14 protein-coding genes and 1 pseudogene are annotated in these 17,523 nt (G+C 42.6%); 6 read left to right on the top strand and 9 right to left on the bottom strand.

Annotated features, from left to right (window positions below):
* The first annotated feature begins 2 nt into the window (after positions 1 to 2).
* Positions 3 to 620: a peptidylprolyl isomerase gene (locus tag NI389_RS13285; protein ID WP_308360346.1), complete on the top strand. Its 618-nt coding sequence runs from the start codon at positions 3 to 5 to the stop codon at positions 618 to 620.
* A gap of 15 nt (positions 621 to 635) precedes the next feature.
* Positions 636 to 2,020, top strand: a pseudogene (locus NI389_RS13280) (AmpG family muropeptide MFS transporter).
* Positions 2,021 to 2,076: 56 nt separating this feature from the next.
* Here NI389_RS13280 and NI389_RS13275 read toward each other — a convergent pair.
* Positions 2,077 to 2,319: a helix-turn-helix domain-containing protein gene (locus NI389_RS13275; protein ID WP_005490895.1), complete on the bottom strand. Its 243-nt coding sequence runs from the start codon at positions 2,317 to 2,319 to the stop codon at positions 2,077 to 2,079.
* Between the two features lie 376 nt (positions 2,320 to 2,695).
* Between NI389_RS13275 and NI389_RS13270 the strand changes: the two genes are divergently transcribed.
* Positions 2,696 to 2,875, top strand: coding sequence for a hypothetical protein (locus tag NI389_RS13270; RefSeq protein ID WP_308360345.1), 180 nt, complete (start codon positions 2,696 to 2,698; stop codon positions 2,873 to 2,875).
* Positions 2,876 to 2,949: 74 nt separating this feature from the next.
* Here the strand turns inward: NI389_RS13270 and NI389_RS13265 are convergent, their stop codons facing one another.
* From NI389_RS13265 to zntR, 3 genes are all read right to left on the bottom strand, one after another.
* Positions 2,950 to 4,050: a lysophospholipid acyltransferase family protein gene (locus NI389_RS13265; protein WP_308360344.1), complete on the bottom strand. Its 1,101-nt coding sequence runs from the start codon at positions 4,048 to 4,050 to the stop codon at positions 2,950 to 2,952.
* A 110-nt stretch (positions 4,051 to 4,160) separates the two neighbouring features.
* Positions 4,161 to 5,513: an SO_0444 family Cu/Zn efflux transporter gene (locus NI389_RS13260; RefSeq protein WP_308360343.1), complete on the bottom strand. Its 1,353-nt coding sequence runs from the start codon at positions 5,511 to 5,513 to the stop codon at positions 4,161 to 4,163.
* Complete coding sequence (gene zntR, locus NI389_RS13255; protein ID WP_308360342.1) at positions 5,497 to 5,910, bottom strand: Zn(2+)-responsive transcriptional regulator; 414 nt, start codon at positions 5,908 to 5,910, stop codon at positions 5,497 to 5,499. Before zntR ends, NI389_RS13260 begins: the two co-directional genes overlap by 17 nt.
* Positions 5,911 to 6,001: 91 nt before the next feature.
* Here zntR and NI389_RS13250 point away from each other — a divergent pair, with 91 nt between their 5' ends.
* The gene (locus tag NI389_RS13250; protein ID WP_308360341.1) at positions 6,002 to 6,949 is read left to right on the top strand and encodes a D-2-hydroxyacid dehydrogenase; all 948 of its coding nucleotides are present in this window, start codon (positions 6,002 to 6,004) and stop codon (positions 6,947 to 6,949) included.
* A 158-nt stretch (positions 6,950 to 7,107) separates the two neighbouring features.
* Positions 7,108 to 7,482 carry a DUF3192 domain-containing protein gene (locus NI389_RS13245; RefSeq protein WP_308360340.1) on the top strand — a complete coding sequence of 125 codons (375 nt, stop codon included), beginning with the start codon at positions 7,108 to 7,110 and terminating at the stop codon, positions 7,480 to 7,482.
* Positions 7,483 to 7,578: 96 nt separating this feature from the next.
* Here the strand turns inward: NI389_RS13245 and NI389_RS13240 are convergent, their stop codons facing one another.
* The 4 genes from NI389_RS13240 to NI389_RS13225 form a co-directional block, all read right to left on the bottom strand.
* Positions 7,579 to 8,481 (bottom strand): diguanylate cyclase domain-containing protein, encoded by a 903-nt coding sequence (locus NI389_RS13240; RefSeq protein WP_308360339.1) that lies wholly within the window; start codon positions 8,479 to 8,481, stop codon positions 7,579 to 7,581.
* Positions 8,474 to 9,538 (bottom strand): response regulator, encoded by a 1,065-nt coding sequence (locus NI389_RS13235; protein WP_308360338.1) that lies wholly within the window; start codon positions 9,536 to 9,538, stop codon positions 8,474 to 8,476. The genes NI389_RS13240 and NI389_RS13235 overlap by 8 nt, the downstream gene beginning before the upstream one ends.
* A 67-nt stretch (positions 9,539 to 9,605) precedes the next feature.
* A complete protein-coding gene (locus tag NI389_RS13230) occupies positions 9,606 to 12,176 on the bottom strand; it encodes a PAS domain-containing sensor histidine kinase (protein WP_308360337.1) in 2,571 nt (856 codons plus the stop codon).
* 66 nt (positions 12,177 to 12,242) lie between these two features.
* Entirely contained in the window at positions 12,243 to 13,646 is a 1,404-nt protein-coding gene (locus tag NI389_RS13225; RefSeq protein ID WP_308360336.1) for a PhoH family protein, read from the bottom strand.
* 357 nt (positions 13,647 to 14,003) lie between these two features.
* Here NI389_RS13225 and rapA point away from each other — a divergent pair, with 357 nt between their 5' ends.
* Complete coding sequence (rapA, locus tag NI389_RS13220; protein WP_308360335.1) at positions 14,004 to 16,901, top strand: RNA polymerase-associated protein RapA; 2,898 nt, start codon at positions 14,004 to 14,006, stop codon at positions 16,899 to 16,901.
* Between the two features lie 46 nt (positions 16,902 to 16,947).
* Here rapA and NI389_RS13215 read toward each other — a convergent pair whose 3' ends face one another.
* Positions 16,948 to 17,415 (bottom strand): helix-turn-helix domain-containing protein, encoded by a 468-nt coding sequence (locus NI389_RS13215; protein WP_308360334.1) that lies wholly within the window; start codon positions 17,413 to 17,415, stop codon positions 16,948 to 16,950.
* Positions 17,416 to 17,523 lie beyond the last annotated feature (108 nt).

The following is a 17,523-nucleotide window of genomic DNA, read 5'->3' as shown; positions in this document are numbered from 1 at the left end:
AAATGAAAGCGTGGTTCGCCGCTTTGCTGATTGGCTTATTCAGCCTCAATTCTTTTGCTGCTATTGACGGCAAATTCGTCCAAAAAGATAACTTGTTCCCCCGTGTAAAAATCAACACAAGCAAAGGGGCCATCGTTGTCGAACTTGACCGAATGCGCGCACCTATTACGGTAAACAATTTTCTTACCTACGTTGCAAATGGCGATTACAAAGGTTCCGTTTTCCATCGCGTCGAACGCGATGACGCGAACGAGAAAGACTTCGTCATTCAAGGTGGCGGTTATGATAAAGATTACGACGGAATGTTTGAACGCGCGCCTATTTTTAACGAAAGTGGTAACGGCTTGCGAAATGATATGTACACTATCGCAATGGCTTACCAAGACAACAAACCTCATTCTGCCACGCGTCAGTTCTTTTTTAACATGAATGACAATGACCATTTGAATCCGGGTAAAGGCTGGGGATTTGCGGTTTTTGGTTATGCTGTGGAAGGTACAGATACCTTAGATGCCATTATGCAAGTTGAAACTGATTACAACAAAAAGTTGGGTTACTCATTTATTCCCAAAGAACCTGTGATTATTTTCAACATGGAAGTGTTGGAAGAACAACAATAACAACGAGAGCCCACTATGACACCGTCATTAATGCTAAATTATTTTAAAATGCTTTTTTCAGACAAACGGTTAGCGACGGTGTTTGGGTTCGGTATCGCGAGTGGATTTCCTTGGGTGTTGATTGGTTCAGTCATGTCCGCTTGGCTTAAAGACGAAGGATTAAGCCGCAGTACCATTGGTCTATTTGGCCTCGTGTTTGGCGCTTACACAGTAAATTTTTTATGGTCTCCACTCCTCGATCGCATTAAGCTCCCCTGCTTACATGCCGCGCTTGGTCAACGAAGAAGCTGGATATTGGTGTGTCAGTTAATCGCTGTGTGCGCAACCTTAAAAATGGCGACATTGGATATTCAAAACGAGCTGTTTTTAGCTGCGTTGTGTTGTTTCATCATTGCCCTTTCTTGCGCGACGCAAGACATTGCGATTGATGGCTTCCGTATTGATTGTTTTGAAGAGCATGAAGGAGAGAAAATCACCGCAGCCGCTGCTATGGCAACCTCTGGTTGGTGGACAGGTTATGCGTTACTTGGTGCTATCCCTTTCTTCTTAGCCGATTTACCTAGCATAGAATGGCCTCAAGTCTATTTCGTGTTGGCTGGTATTTTTGTCGTCTTAATCGTCATTACGCTTTTCGCCGATGAACCCAAAACGTATCGCGAACAAACACAAGCCGACCTTGAAGCTCGCTATCAAGCCCGTATTGGTCATACTAGTGGCCTTTCTTCGAAGGTAGGAGCTTGGCTGGCAGTAACGGTTATTGAACCCTTTGCGAGCTTTTTAAACGAAATGGATTTAAAACCGCGTTATCACTCATCTTGTTCATCTTCTTGTTCAAGATTGGCGAATCTTTCTTAGCTCGTATGTCGATTGTTTTTTACAAAGAAATCGGCTTTAGCAACTCACAAATTGCGCAGTACTCCAAATTAGGTAGCGGCCTTATTACCATCATCTTTGCGTTACTAGGAAGTTTATTCAATCAACGATATGGAATTGTAAAAGGACTCTTTATCAGTGGTATTGCTATGGCAGCCTCGAATCTCATGTTTTCGTGGATAGCGATAAGTGGTCCGAAGGAATCCCTGTACTTAGCTGCAATTATCATTGATGGCTTTACTCAAGCTTGGTCATTAGTGGCGCTTGTTGCCTTTATTAGCATGCTTTGTGATAGGGCGTTTAGTGCCACACACTATGCGTTATTGGCCTCAATTGGCAGCTTAGGCAGAACCGTGTTATCAAGCTACAGCGGTGTGGTGATTGATGACTGGTTACATGGAAATTGGGCGCTGTTCTTTGTGATAACAGCCTTGATGGTGTTGCCTTCGTTGTTATTCTTGTACTTAATCAGAGACAAACTTTACGCTGTTGAAGCTAAATCTAAAGCGGCTTCAGCGTCTTCTTAAACGTGGGTATCAGTGCCTCCTTGCACCTACGTCACTACCCTGAAACGAAAAGACGATTAAGCTTCGTCTTTTAATAGGTTTAGACCTTCATATGGATCTACTTCTAGTGCTTCACAGTAACGTAGAAACTCAATGACGTCTAAACGACGTTCTTGGTTTTCGATTTTACCAATGAATGAGTGTGGTGTACCAAGTACTTGAGCAAGGCTACGCATTGTATGGCCTTTCTCTTGACGTTTAGTCTTCAACCACTTGGTCAATTTACCGTTTTCTTCTGAAGAAACCGTTTTACCCATCATAAAATACATCTCCTACTAGATGATTGGTTAGTAAAGTCTGAATGAAATATGCCCGTTTCATTCATTCCGTAATGTATACCAGAGCCAGATTGACATCAAATGAATACTTCAATGCTTAGACCCAATTTAGGTATAGACTATTATGTGGATGTTGCACAAAGATTTTTTATTTCTCTTTTTTATCCGCACTATTTCTGATCAAAATGTAAATCGTTCGATAACTAAATTAGCTTTCGCCCTGAATTACATTGAATCGACTCAATACTTTAACAAATATTCTATGTAATGTACCAGTATTTGAAATAATTTATTTTCTCTTTAAAAATCACAAGATTATGCCATAGTAAGGACTAGCTTTAGTGAGGTAGGATAAAAAATGTTCAGACTTTTATTCTTGATGCCAATCATACTTTGTGTAATTTGGTATCTATTTTTAAGACGTTACGGAGTGCCAATCCAAAAAGGAAGAAAGGGCTTTGTTTACATCCTTATCTTTTCTACTTTCGTACTCGGGTTCTTGGTTTTGATGATGCATGTAACCAATGCGTCTTTATAACAACTGAGGCACATTATCTTGCGTAACATTAAAAAGGCTCATCGAGAGCCTTTTTAATAGAACAACGAATTTATCTACTCTTTGTGTACTTTGCGTTTAACTGGTTCTGCGTACATCGCCAAAACCTGCTCTTTAAGCTCTTCAGGCACTTTAGCTAAACGCGCCAGAAAGTCAGCTTTCTCATCAGAGTTCACACGCTGTTCATCGCCTGCAGCCAAATAATTCGTTGAATGCAAGTGATATTGAGACAAAATTTGCGCGTCGATTTCGTCCGCAAGCGCATCAGGGTTATCCACTGTAGTTTCGATTGGTTTCCCAAAAGCAACGTGTACATTTCCTTTGTCAGCGCTAAACCCTTCGAAAATACTCGCTATATCTTCCCCTTTCGCTTTGACATAGCTGCCAAATTGCTTCTTATGAACAAGCTCTCTAGCTTTGGCAATTGCGCAAGGTTCATATTGGTAAGAAATGGATACCGGCACGATATGTAACTGGTTGATGTATTCAGAAAAGGAAAGCTTGAGCTTGCGACCTTGCAATTGCAGCATTTTGATAAGTGCAGGATCGGTAAAATCCACTCCATCTTTCGCTCGGCCTTCTTTTTGCGCAATCCAAATTGAGTGACCACTTTGCAGCGAATCAAAAATGTATTCTGAAAGCTGACTCAATGCACGGAGCATTTCTTTCGGTGCTTTTGCTGAACGTTTAACGATAAAGCTTTTATTTAAACGCATTAACTCCGTGATGTAAGGCACTTGCAGTAAGTTGTCACCAATCGCGATACGTACTGTGTCCATTCCATGACGATGTAGCCCCCAATTAAGCAATGCAGGGTCAAGAACAATGTCCCGATGATTTGAAATGAACAAATAGTGTTTGTTTGAGTCTAGATTTTCAAAACCAGAAAAAGAAACTTTCTGGGTCGTTCTATCAATCAGTAAACTCAAATACTTGGCTACTTCAGCTTGCACTTGCGCAACGGTCGTATAATTTCCCCATTTATTTTTTAGTTTCCACCTTACTAAAAAACGAGAAACTGGACGCCAAGCCACTAAAAACGCGGGTAAAGTATATTTCGCAATGACATCTAAAAAATCATTGTCTGCCAACAAGCGCGCAAGCGCTGGAGCAACTTCTTCATCATTGTACGGTCTGATGTCTGCGTATTTATCCACTAAATTACTCTTTTTTATTCTATTAAATGAAAAGCGGCGCTTATTTTATCGCGCCGCTTTCAATCTGGCTAAGATTATCTAGTCTGACCACTTTAGTTCAAAATCAAAAACTAAGCCGTCTTTTTTTGCCACCGTACCATTAATCTGACCATCAAACCAGCCAATAGCATTGCAGAACCAACACTTAACCACATCGGTAGCACCTCATGTTCCATCGCATTCACAGGGACAACGGAGAATCCAAACTCTGCAATGAGGTAATCGGTTAGAAAACCAAAACCAATGGCAACGCCAATTACGCCAATTAAATACGCAAACACCGCTCGTTTACCCAGTTCATTGGCGACAACACCGATGGTTGCCACGTTGGTAGCCGGTCCGGCGAGCATAAATACAAGGACAGCTCCAGGCGATACGCCTGCTAACAACAAACCTGCAGCTATTGGCGTAGAAGCCGTTGCACAGATGTACATCGGAATACTGATTAAAATAACCACGACCATGGCTAAGATGCCATTGCCCCACTGCCCGAGAAATTCAGGTGGAATAAAAGTCTGAATTAAGGCCGCGAAAAATAGACCAACAAGCAACCAAGTCATCGTGTCGCTTAAGAGCTTACCGGAGCTATATTGAATTGCTTGCTTAAGCTTATCGCTGAGCGAAGTGTCTGGTTCGGCTTGGTCGTTCGTTCCACAGCAGCTGCTTTCACTGCTCTTTGCTGGACTCACTTTGTCTTTATCACTTGCGCAACAACTGTTTTGGGGCACAGCCTCCATTTCCATGCTGGCACTGCAACAACTCGAAGTTGACTTCGCCATGACGTGCGGTTGTAACCCCATAGGCGAACAACACACCTTTTGGTCTTCACTCACAGCTGCCTGTGTCATCTCACCGCAAGATGTATGTGCAGGGGCCTTAACAGACGAACTACCACATCCGCTCTCGCTTGCTTTATCAACATCTGATGTAGCACAGGTATTTTTCTTAGTGCTACAGCACGACGTATTTTTATCGCTTGCATCTGCAGTGCTACTCATCGAAGCGTTATCTGTAGTAGGCGCTAATTCCGACTCTTTTCCAACTAAGATCCCTGCCACAATTGCACTTGTGATTGCTGATATTGGACGAATTACAGCCATAAATGGACCTAACAGCGCATATGAAACAGAAATTGAGTCAACACCCGTTTCTGGTGTCGATACTAGAAATGCCGTCGTCGCACTTTTTGATCCACCAGCGCGACGAAGCCCAATCGCCGCGGGGATCACTCCGCATGAACACAGTGGCATGGGCGCACCAATGAAAGCAGCTTTCACGGTTGTCCAAAACCCCTCTTTACCGAGATGCTTTGCCAAAAAATCTTTTGGAATAAAAACATGAATAACACCCGCAATAAAAAGGCCGAGCAACAACCAAGGTGCCGACAGGACAAATAAATGCCAAAAATTAAGAATGATGTCCATCTAACTCCTCCAACGTCGTTAAAATTGAGCAATGCTCAGCAGGCACAGCACCACCACAGCACCGCTCGGCAAGCACCGTTAAGCTACGTTCAAAACATTGCAGCTCGCGAATGCGTTCCTGTACCAGCGTTAGCTTAGCTAACGTAATACTTTTCACTTCATCACATTGATATTGCTGTTTATCAATTCGAATTTTTAGTAATTCTTTTATTTCAGACAAGCTAAATCCAACCGCTTTGGCCCTGAGCACAAAACGTAATTGATGTTCTTGTACATCTGAGTAATCACGGTATCCAGCACCCGTTCTTGCGCTTGCTGAAATCAACCCATTGTTTTCATAATAACGTAAGGTGTCCGTTGAAATATTCAAACGTTTTGCCAGTTCGCCTATTTTCATGTCCACTCCAGATTGTTTACCATATTGCTTAGTATAAACCTTGGAGTACACCCCAAGGTCAAGCCTCTAAGTTAACTTTATTGGAAAACAGATGAACATTGCAATTTTGGATACTCAAACGCTCGGGAATACGTCGCTTGAGGTGTTAACTCAATTTGGAGAACTCATGTGTTATCCAATGACGTTACCAGAGCAAACCCTTGAGCGTACTCGGGACGTCGATGTCGTAATAACAAATAAGGTTGTGCTCGATAAGACAATCCTTGAGGCTTCGAACAATCTTAAACTGGTTTGTATTGCCGCAACAGGAACTAACAATGTCGACTTAGCTGCGGCGAAATCGCTTGGCATAACAGTGTGTAACGTCGCTGGCTATTCAACACCATCCGTCGTTCAACACACATTTACCTTACTTGGCAATTTAATGACAAACATGCATCGCTACATCGCTGATTGCCATCTTGGTCGTTGGCAACAAAGCGATATGTTTTGTCGATTGGACTATCCAATTTCAGAACTGCAAGATAAAACCTTTGTGGTTGTCGGTTATGGTACGCTAGGGCAAGCCGTTGCAAGCGTTGCTCGAGCATTTGGTGCAAACGTGATAATTGCAGAGCAAAAATCAGCAACCTCAGTCCGCGAAGGTCGTGTCGCGTTTAACGACGCACTTGCAATGGCTGATGTCGTTTCGATTCATTGCCCACTCAATAATCAAACCCAGAATTTGGTGTCAACGCCCGAATTCAACTTGATGAAACACTCTTCATTTATTATAAACACTGCCCGTGGAGGAATTATTGATGAAGCCGCATTGGTGTCAGCGTTAGAAGCGGGACAAATCGCAGGTGCTGCACTGGACGTCTTGAGTAAGGAACCCGCTCAGCTGGACAACCCACTGTGTCGCTATCAAGGTTCTAATTTATTGCTGACTCCTCACACAGCTTGGGCAAGCCAAGAGTCGATAACTCGGTTAGTAAATGAAATAGCCAAAAACATCGTTTCGTATAATCAGAATGAACCTCGTAATAGAGTGGTTTAATTTCCAAAAAAATAAGATATTTCGCTAACTTTTCTGTTAGTTTGGCTAAGCGAAAAAAGATAAAAACCATATCTCATTGATAAATAAACATATAAAATATTGGCAAACAATTTGCCTTAGAACAACAAAGCAAAACGAATTCTAAAAAGGGATAAAAAATGAAAAAAGTACTTTTGAGCGCATTGATCGCATTACCATTATTGTCTGGTTGTGTTGTCGCCGTTTCTGATGGTGAAGTAGAACACAGTTGGGGCAATCAAAAATCAGATTGGCAAGATACACAACGCAGCAATCGCGATAAAATCGCAAAGTTAGCGCTCGGAACAGAATATAACTCGGTCATTTCACAATTTAGTACACCTGATTTTACTGAGTCGCTCGAAAAAAATGAGGTTGTCTATCAAATTCTTTACTTTGCAACGCAAAGTAAACATTCGGATGGAAAAGTAACCAAAGATGAGTGTACTCCATTACTGTTCAAAAATGGAAAGTTAGCCGGTTTTGGTGAAACAGCACTTAAACAATTGTTGTAGAAACATTTAAAGCGAGAGCCTCAAAGCGTAGAGCCTCTCGCTTTATACATGTAATACTTAAATCGGCTCGATATCCCATCCTCAAATAATCCTCTTTTACTGTACGACCAACTCAAATTTGCTTTGCACTTGCCCTGCCTTTAACAAAGCCGAATCTGCAAGTTCATAAACATCACTTGGTTTTTCACCAAAATGTTCTTTCAAAAGCACACCACCGATACTCAAACTAATAAATGCACTGATCGGCGATGCTTGATGCGGGATTTCAAGCTGTTCTACGGCAAAATGAAGAGCCGTAGTACATTGCATTAACTGAGATTCACTTTGTTTAGTTAGCACAACGGCAAATCGTACACCGTCAAATCGGGCAACAAAGCCTCCAAACTCATTGACCGTATGCTCTAGTTGATTCGCGACTTTGACTAAACATCCATCACCTTGAGCGTAGCCATGTTTGTCGTTGTACGATTTAAAATAATCAATACTAATTAACAAAAATGCCAGCGTTTGCTGCGATTGAACTGCTTGCTGCCAAAGCACACTTAGATTTTCTTCAAGCGCACGGCGATTTGGAATTTCGGTCAATCCATCAATATTGGCTAAACGACCGAGCAAATCGTTTTTCTTTTTAATTGTAAGGTGGATTTTTACCCGTGCTTTGATAATTGCAGGACTGTATGGCTTTGTAACGTAATCCACTGCGCCAAGTTCAAGCGCTTTTGCCTCGTCTTGGAAACTATGACTTTGAGATACAATGATGATTGGGATGTTGTAGGAGTGTATGCATGTTTTGCATTTTTCTAAAAGTTCAAACCCACTGCCATTGCCCATTAAGATGTCAAGTAGAATCAAATCCACGTTTTTTTTGCTTAGTACCGACTGTGCCTCTTCACAACTTCCACACACAACGACATCGTAGTCTTCATTTAGGGTGTTTTCCAACACCAAGCGATTGAGAGGATCATCATCAACGACTAATATCTGGGCGCTCTTATTCATCACTTTCCTCGCGATGTTTTGAGATAAATTCACGGACTTGAACGAGTGCATTAACCAAATGCGTTATGTTTTCGTGTTCAAGAGTCTCTGACTTTCCCTGTTGCTCCACAATTCTAGCGGTCGCCGCCAAGCGTTTGAAACCAAGCCCTGCAGCCGTCCCTTTAATGCTATGAGCAATCTGCCCTAACTGATTTATGTCTTGTGTTTCACATAAACTTTGTTTCTGTTCTTCTACAAGCTTAGCAAACTTTTTAAGCATTACACCGAGTAAATTACGATTCCCCATCATTTGAGATAAGGCAAAAGTTTCATCGTAAAACGGCTCATGAGTTAACAACAATTTATCGATGGCTCTGAGTAGGCCTACTTTATCAATCGGCTTAGTCACTACACCATTCATCCCAGCTTGATCTGCTTGATTCGTCTGCTGAATTTCAATATCTGCGGTCAACGCGAGAATCGGCATTTGATTTTTTGGAATAACCTCACGTATTTGTTTTGTCAACGTGAAGCCATCAACATGTGGCATATGTATATCCATTAAAACAGCATCTGGCTTGAGTCTTGTTATCAGTTCAAATGCATGCAGGGGCTCTTGGCATGTCACAACAGAGGCACCAAGGATCGAGAGCATATTTTCTGCAATTTTAAGGTTTAATGGGTTGTCATCAACCACGACAAGTAATGCACCAACGAGTGAGGAATTAACACTCAACTCATTTTCCCGAGTTTCACCTTTACAAATTCGCTCACAGGCCGTTTGCCAGAATCCTTGTTCTGGTAATTCAATAATGTGCATATCCATTCCCATCGCCTTGACTTCATTTGCAATCAGAGCCGTTGTGTACATATGATTAAGCCCTTGATGTTGCAGCGCTCTAATTCTCTCCAAATCGGTCGTTGAGGGCGAATGCTCCAGTAAAAGCCAAAGACGCTCTAGCGTATGGTGTTCAGATAACAACACGTGTATTGAGGATGTATCCATTAACCAAGGTGCTATGTAGCTAGGCCCTTTTTGTCCAAGTGCACTTAACAGTGGGATCTCTTGTTGTGGCACTTTAAGTGGTGCTTCTAAGTTCAATGAAAAGAAGAAACGACTCCCCTTCTTATAACTGCTCTCGAGTTCAATTTCCCCCCATCAACATGACTTCATGCTTCACAATCGCGAGCCCGAGCCCAATACCATCATACTGCCTAGCACTCGAGTCATCGCCTTGAGTAAATGCGTCAAAAAGCTTTTCTTGCTCTTCCGCTTTTATGCCAATTCCGGTGTCTTCAACCGAAAATTCAATACGTTGACGTTCTTGTGATTGCTCAACGAGCTTAAGTTTAAGGGCTACTTTTCCAGATTCAGTGAACTTTACTGCGTTACTTAACAAATTCAGAAGTACTTGTTTTAACTTGCTCGGGTCACCTTTCAAGGTCGGGTTGATTTCTCTATCCACAACATAGTCAAACTGCAATTCCTTTCGTTGACATTGAACCTCCGTCAACGTTTTGCAGGTATCAACCAAATCCATCAACAAAAAAGGTTCTTCGATAAGCCGCCCTTTCTGACTCTCTACTTTTGCAAAATCGAGAATGCTATTTAACATACCTAGGAGTTGTTTAGCCGCATGGTCAATTTTGCTTGCACTGTCACTCGTTTGAGCATCCTGTGTGCGTGCACGAATCAGTTCAGAAAGCCCTATAATTGCATTAAGTGGAGTACGGATTTCATGGCTAATGTTGGCAATAAAACGACTTTTTGCCAGTGTCGCTCGTTCGGCGGCCAAGCGAGCATTGGTCAACGCTGTAATATTTTGGACGTTAAGAACGAAATATTGTGGCTGATGTGCCGCATCCCAAACGAGTGATCCACTCAATTGCAAATGGCTATAAGGCGCTGACTGCTCGACCGTGACATGCAACACTTTTTTGTGCTCTTGCAGCAGTTCACTAAACATATCCGCAATTCGGGGATAATCCTTTTCCATAAATAATTGCGATAGCGGTTTACCAAGTTCGGGATTTTCATTGGAGAAAAATCGTTTTGCGGCTTTGTTCAGCTCGATAATCGTGCCATCAATCGCAATCAGTAAAACGGCGTTGGCAGCAAATTCAATTGCAGCCCGGAACTTAGACTCTGATTGCTTAAGCGCGTTCATCATCGTGTCTATTTCAGTGATGTCGCGTAACACCGTCATTGAACCCAGAATTTTTTGTTCATGGTAAAATGGTGATAAGCGCACTTCGAAGACTTTTTCGGCGAACGTTAATTTGAGCTCTTTTACATCATTATGTATTAAGAAATCTTTCTCTAAATCCAGTAACTCGAGATATTTATCCGTGACTTCGTCATGCGTTCGCCCGACCAACTCATTACGACTAAATCCAATAAACGATTCAAAAGCACGGTTGCAACCAAGAAAAGAACTGTCGATGTTCTTGAAATAGATCAAATCGGGCACGCTATCGAGCATGGTATTCAACAGCGATGTCTGTCTGTCTTTTGCCTCTAAGCTGCGTTCTAATGCCCGTGTCTGCATACGAAGCATTTGATCAAGTTCAACGTTACTTTCGGAGATCCGCGTCAGTAACGTTTGCTTTTGCGCAACAACGCGTTTAATTCGCCTGAACCAAGGCAACCAAGCGCGTGGGATACGGTAATTTGGATTAGTTGCAGACGCATCTTGGCTTACCAAGTAGCTCACAAACTGTTCAACCGGTTTAATAAATAATCGTAAACTCAACCAAAAAAGCCCAAGCGCAGTTAACAACAAAAAGAGACTTAGAAAACCAAACTCGAGGAGTTGTTCATAACGAATGACTGACTTAAACATTGATTCCGGCTCGAAGTAAGCCACATTGATAGGACGAGCCTTTGTGCGTGACAAGAATATGCCACCAAACCAAGAGCCCGAGTTAGCCTCGGTACTTGGCCAAACCAGTGGAGGTTCATTTAAAGGCCAAGAACTCGCTAGTTGCTCGTTATATTGATTATATAAACGAAGTTCACCTTCAACGACAGAGCGCTGCTGCAACCAATGACTTAGTTGGGATAAATCATAAATCAGCAACAAATAACCTGATTCATCGCTCAATCGCAACTTGCCCAAAGCAAAATATGAATGTTTATTGATATTAACGACGTGGCTTCCTGCAATAAGCTCCTGTGAAAAATCAGGGCGTAACTCGTGATTAATGAGACGAGTTAACAATTCACTACTGCTTTTATCGCGCCGTTTCACAAACGCCATGCCGTGTTCATTTACATAGGCAATCGCTTCTAAATTTGGACTTAAGGACAATGCATTGGTGAACACCGGTCCAAGCGTGTAAAGCGAAAACCAATATTGGCGAGACATAGGCGCAGCATTAAATGCCCCTGTGCCAACAACTTCACCAAGATCATTATTTAATGATTGATAGTAATAATTTTCAAATTGCGATACGGCTTCAAAATGGCTGTCTTTAAATGCATAACTCAGCGGTTTTGAAACGGTCGATTCGATACTGTCGAAAACATTCTTCGCGCGGTCTAGCTGAGCCTCGATAAGATTATCGACCACTAACATCGCATCAACCCGAGATTGATAAGCCCGTTCAAGTTTAAGCTGATAAAGGTGTAAACAAAGGATGGCCGCCACAACGACAGGTAACAGCACCGCCACGATGATTGCCCGCTTGTAATGTTTAAGAGGCGTGAAGTGCATCAACAGTCCTTAGTTGGCCAGAAGTTATTGATAAATAGACTATCTGGCCAACTAAATGAACGCAAGTTATAAGTTTTCTTCGGCAAACGATGCCAAACGACTTCGTACTACACCATTGAGATTGATGGTTGCACTGCCTTCAAAGTCTTTAAATCGTTCGACGATATAGGTTAAACCGGAAGTCAGTGGTGTTAAGTAGTTGCTGTCAATCTGTGCCAAATTTCCGGTACAAATCAGTTTCGTGCCTTCACCACAACGCGTGATGATGGTTTTCAGCTGTGATGCGGTTAGATTTTGACTTTCATCCAAAATGACAACCGCATTTTGGATGCTGCGACCACGCATAAAATTCACGGATTTAAATTGAATGTTTGCCTTTTCCATAATGTAGTTTCGACTGGTTGCCGGACTTTCATCGTTTTTATGAAGTACTTCTAGCGTATCGGTTATTGCAGCAAGCCATGGTGCCATTTTTTCTTCTTCAGTACCAGGAAGAAAACCGATACTTTCGGCAATTTCAGGCGTATTACGCGTCACAATCACTTTGTCGTAAATCCGTTTTTCAATGATCATTTCCAGTGCGCTTGCTAGTGCTAATAAAGTTTTACCACACCCTGCAGGACCCGTTAAAACCACCAACTCAATGTTGGGGTCAAGTAACGCATCCAACGCCATTCCTTGATAGACATTTTTGGGTTTCACTCCCCACGCCATTTGGTGCAATAAGCGCTCAACGCCCAGATCTTTTATGGTGATATGTTCTTCATCGTAACCTGTAACACGTGCCGCAAAATGTTCCGTGTCATCCACAAGATATTCATTGCAAAATACATCCGGTAACAGTGACTTAGGAACGTGGTGATAGGTATCTCGGCCATTTTGTTCAGTTTGACAATCACCCACACTTGCCCAAAAATCCCCTTGAAAACGTTTAAAGCCCGTGCTCAATAATTTGATGTCATCAATAAGTTGATCGGTACGGTAATCTTCTACATAGCTAAGACCGGCACCTTTCGCCTTCAGGCGCATATTAATGTCTTTCGTTACTAAGACTACTTTGGTTGAGGTGTGTTGTTTTTGCATTCTCACCGCACAATTAATGATGCGATGGTCATTTTCATTGCCCGGTAGACCGGAGATGCTGTCAGGATATAAATGGTCATTTACTACTATAAGCTGCCCTACTTTCGACGGTTTCCCATCGACCCGTTTATGAGACGGCAGCTTTACCCCTTCTAACATTTGCTCGGGTGAAGCATCTTTTAACACTTCATCAAGCGCCCGTATTGCCACTCTCGCATCGCGACTTACATCTCGCTTTCCATCTTTAATATGATCAAGCTCCTCAAGGACGGTCATTGGTATCACAACATCGTGTTCTTGGAAGGAGAGAAAGGCAAGAGGGTCGTGGAGTAGTACGTTGGTGTCGAGCACGTACATTTTATTGTCGTTATCGTTGGCTTTTCCCATAGCGCGCTCCTGTCGTTTATGAAAAAGTATGCTATACCCATTCACACTGCGTACGTCGTTAGTGAATAACCTTACACCAACCTCACAACGTAAGTGGCTATAGTTCAAGTTTAGTCTATTTGTCATAAAAGTCTGTTTGATGACAAAAAAATTTACGCACTTGAGTTTCAAACTTAGTCAAAATATCACTTAAGATTTAAATAGTTACAGAGGCCCTATTTTAGAAACCATTAAGAAGTTAGGATTAGTTGGTCGAACGCACATTTCAAGTTATTTAGCAATATTGAACATGTAGAGCCTAATGGGTAACATAGCCGCCTTTTTTCTGCGAAGACATCTGCATAAGACGAGATAACGATGAATTTTTCTTTAGGTCAGCGCTGGATCAGCGATACAGAATCGGATTTAGGTCTAGGAACCGTAGTTGCCATTGAAGGCCGCCAAGTCACTCTATTGTTCCCTGCGTGCGGTGAAAACCGCGTATATTCGATGCAAGAAGCGCCTGTTACGCGCGTTATTTTTAATCCGGGCGATGTGATCCGAAGTGCAGATGAATGGGAATTAGTGGTTGAAAAAGTAGAACTTGAAGGTGCGTTATTGTGCTATCACGGTAAACGCGTCGACAACGAAGAAAACGCCACACTCAAAGAAGTCTTTTTAGACCACTTTATTAAATTCAATAAACCTCAAGACCGTTTGTTTGCCGGTCAGGTTGATCGATTCGAACACTACACATTGCGCTACCAAAGTTGGCAACATCGATACAATGCCGAACGTTCAACATTAAAAGGCTTGGTTGGTCAACGCGCAAGTTTGATCCCACACCAACTTTATATTGCTGAAGAAGTCGGTAAACGTTTCGCACCACGCGTTCTTTTGTCAGATGAAGTCGGTCTTGGTAAAACAATTGAAGCAGGTATGATCCTGCACCAACAAATTTTGTCAGGTCGTGCAAACCGAGTCCTGATTGTTGTACCTGAAAACTTACAACATCAATGGTTAGTTGAAATGCTACGTCGCTTTAACCTTCGCTTCTCTATTTTCGATGAAGAGCGGTGTGATGAGGCGTTTGCGGATTCATCAAACGTGTTCGATACCGAACAACTTGTCTTAGTCAGCCTAGAATTTATAACTAAAAAGCGTCGTTGGTTTGAACAAGCAACACTGGCTGATTGGGATTTACTTATCGTCGATGAAGCACATCATCTTACGGTTGAAAAAGACAAGCCATCTGTTGAATACCAGCGCATTGCGGAACTTAGCCAAGACATCGAAGGTTTGATCTTGTTGACGGCAACGCCAGACCAACTTGGCCATCAAAGCCACTTTGCTCGTCTACAACTTCTCGATCCCGATCGTTTTTACGATTACGAGCAGTTTGTTGAAGAAGAAAAGCATTACAAAGACGTCGCAGATGCGGCAAATCAATTGCTCCAAGGCGGACAACTTGATGCCGCAGGTGAAGCGACGTTGACGACTTTGCTTAAAGAAAGCGACATTAAACCGCTCCTAAGTGCAGTAAACCAAGGCGACGAAGAAGCAAAACAAGAATTACTGAATATGTTGCTCGACCGTCATGGTACGGGCCGTATATTGTTTAGAAACAGCCGCAGCGCTATCACGGGTTACCCAAGCCGTGCGCTCAATAGCTACCCATTGGCGATGCCAAAACAATACCTAACTGCAATCAACGTATTGGGTAACATGGGTGGTTTACAAAATGTACAAGGCCGCGCTCGTCGCGCTCTATTCCCTGAGAAAATTTTTCAGGAGTTTGAAGGTGAAAGCAGCAGTTGGGCCCTGTTTGATCCTCGTGTCGAATGGTTGATAGACACCCTAAAATCGCTTAAGCATGAAAAAGTGCTCTTAATTTGTGCAGAAGCACAAACCGCGATAAGCCTAGAGCAAGTCCTTCGAGAGAAAGCTGGCATTAAAGCTGCGGTATTCCATGAAGGTATGTCTATTATCGAACGTGACCGTGCCGCCGCATACTTTGCGGACGAATATGATAGCGCGCAGGTTCTACTGTGTTCTGAGATCGGTTCTGAAGGTCGAAACTTCCAGTTTTCACATCATTTGGTGTTGTTTGATTTGCCACTCAATCCAGATTTACTTGAACAACGCATTGGACGCTTGGACCGTATAGGGCAAAAGCACGATGTACAAATTCACGTTCCTTACTTCGAAAGTACGGCACAGGAAGTGTTGCTTCGTTGGTACAACGAAGGCCTAGATGCGTTTGAAAAGACATCGACCACAGGACAACTGCTCTATGGTGAGTTCTCTGAGGAACTACTCGAGCTAATCGCTACACATAGCTGTGATGAAGACACGCTCGATCCATTACTTGAACAAGCGGCAAAGAAAAACGCGACGCTACGCAAACAAATGGAGCAAGGCCGAGATCGCCTGTTAGAACTACATTCATCAGGCCAAGGTCGTTCAGAGCAACTGGCTGAAGAGATTGCTGAGCTGGATGACCAAACCATCTTACCTGTTTACATGATCAAGGTTTTTGATTTATTTGGGGTCGCACAAGAAGACAAAGGCGAAAATACCATTATTTTAAAACCGACTGAGCACATGATTAATCCGTCTTTCCCTTGCTTAAAGGACGACGGCATTACCGTAACATTTGATAGATCCACGGCGCTGTCTCAAGAAGATGCTCACTTCATTAGCTGGGATCACCCAATGGTGAGCGGCACATTTGAGATGATCTGCAACGATGATTTTGGTACTGCCTCGGTTGCGCTATTACGAAATAAAAAGCTACCTGCAGGCACATTCTTTGTTGAGTTGATTTATATTGCTGAAGCTTCAGCACCTAAGTCACTGCAGATTGGTCGCTTTTTACCGCCAACCCCCGTCAGACTCTTGATGGATAAGTCAGGCAATGACCTAGCGCAAAATGTGCCTTTTGATGGTTTTAACCAGCAATTGTCCGCCGTTGGTCGTCAAACGGCCAGTAAACTTGTCAACGCATTGCAAACGGTTATCCATCCATTATTGGTTAAGGGCAATGAAGTTGCACACGCACAGATGGCAGACATTCAAGCGAATGCACGTGAACACATGGAAACCGAATTAAGCGAAGAACAAGCTCGTTTAATCGCGTTAAAAGCCATTAATCCGAACATACGTGATGAAGAGATACAATTCTATGATAGACAAAGAACGCAATTACTTGCGCACATTGAAAAAGCGCAAATGAAACTCGATGCTATCCGTGTCATTGTGGTGACTCACGAATAATTTTATAGATTGAAAGGGAACTTAGGTTCCCTTTTTGTTTTCGCAGCTAAGCCTCGACGTCTGTAACTTCGTCGTACCAAATGCCATACTTGTCTCCTTGCCATTTTAACAACGAATATAAATATCCCGACGCCAATAGTAATAGCCCGCCAACAAGCGCGGCTTCACTAAAAAGGCCAAGAATGCAAAAAACAAAGCCAAATAGATGACAATTCATCTCTGCTCTTACCGCGGTAACACGATGTGGCCGCAACTGAAGAAAATTCCATGCAAACCAGAGCTTAAGTAGCAGCGGTAATGCTTTCCAAGTATCTGATTTTCTGTCCAGTAAAAGCGTGTCTTGAGTCAGGATTTCAACACTTACATCCAACGCCGCAGCGAGGCATTTTAATGATTCAACACTGGCATTTGCGCCATTTTCGATACGTTGGATGGTTCTTACGTTCAACCCTGATATTTCGGCCAACTGTTCTTGTGACAAATGACGACTGATCCTCAATTGTTTTAAGATCATATCCATAACTCCTTGCTAGTTATCAAATCGCGCATAGCTAACACGTTACCCGATGTTAATCTAAATAGCCCCGACATTTACCCGACATCAATCGAAAAGGGATAAACA

It is taken from the genome of Pseudoalteromonas xiamenensis (assembly GCF_030994125.1).
Classification (GTDB): domain Bacteria; phylum Pseudomonadota; class Gammaproteobacteria; order Enterobacterales; family Alteromonadaceae; genus Pseudoalteromonas; species Pseudoalteromonas xiamenensis_B.
Note: the sequence above shows the minus strand (reverse complement) of the source record. Positions and strands in the feature narration are given on the sequence as shown.

Excerpts from the sequence above, each read along its gene's own strand:
- NI389_RS13225 (WP_308360336.1), bottom strand. The coding sequence starts at position 13,646 with ATGGGAAAAGCCAACGATAACGACAATAAAATGTACGTGCTCGACACC.
- NI389_RS13245 (WP_308360340.1), top strand. The coding sequence starts at position 7,108 with ATGAAAAAAGTACTTTTGAGCGCATTGATCGCATTACCATTATTGTCT.
- NI389_RS13215 (WP_308360334.1), bottom strand. The coding sequence starts at position 17,415 with ATGATCTTAAAACAATTGAGGATCAGTCGTCATTTGTCACAAGAACAG.
- zntR (WP_308360342.1), bottom strand. The coding sequence starts at position 5,910 with ATGAAAATAGGCGAACTGGCAAAACGTTTGAATATTTCAACGGACACC.
- NI389_RS13275 (WP_005490895.1), bottom strand. The coding sequence starts at position 2,319 with ATGATGGGTAAAACGGTTTCTTCAGAAGAAAACGGTAAATTGACCAAG.
- NI389_RS13230 (WP_308360337.1), bottom strand. The coding sequence starts at position 12,176 with ATGCACTTCACGCCTCTTAAACATTACAAGCGGGCAATCATCGTGGCG.
- NI389_RS13250 (WP_308360341.1), top strand. The coding sequence starts at position 6,002 with ATGAACATTGCAATTTTGGATACTCAAACGCTCGGGAATACGTCGCTT.
- NI389_RS13260 (WP_308360343.1), bottom strand. The coding sequence starts at position 5,513 with ATGGACATCATTCTTAATTTTTGGCATTTATTTGTCCTGTCGGCACCT.
- NI389_RS13270 (WP_308360345.1), top strand. The coding sequence starts at position 2,696 with ATGTTCAGACTTTTATTCTTGATGCCAATCATACTTTGTGTAATTTGG.
- NI389_RS13240 (WP_308360339.1), bottom strand. The coding sequence starts at position 8,481 with ATGAATAAGAGCGCCCAGATATTAGTCGTTGATGATGATCCTCTCAAT.
- NI389_RS13285 (WP_308360346.1), top strand. The coding sequence starts at position 3 with ATGAAAGCGTGGTTCGCCGCTTTGCTGATTGGCTTATTCAGCCTCAAT.
- rapA (WP_308360335.1), top strand. The coding sequence starts at position 14,004 with ATGAATTTTTCTTTAGGTCAGCGCTGGATCAGCGATACAGAATCGGAT.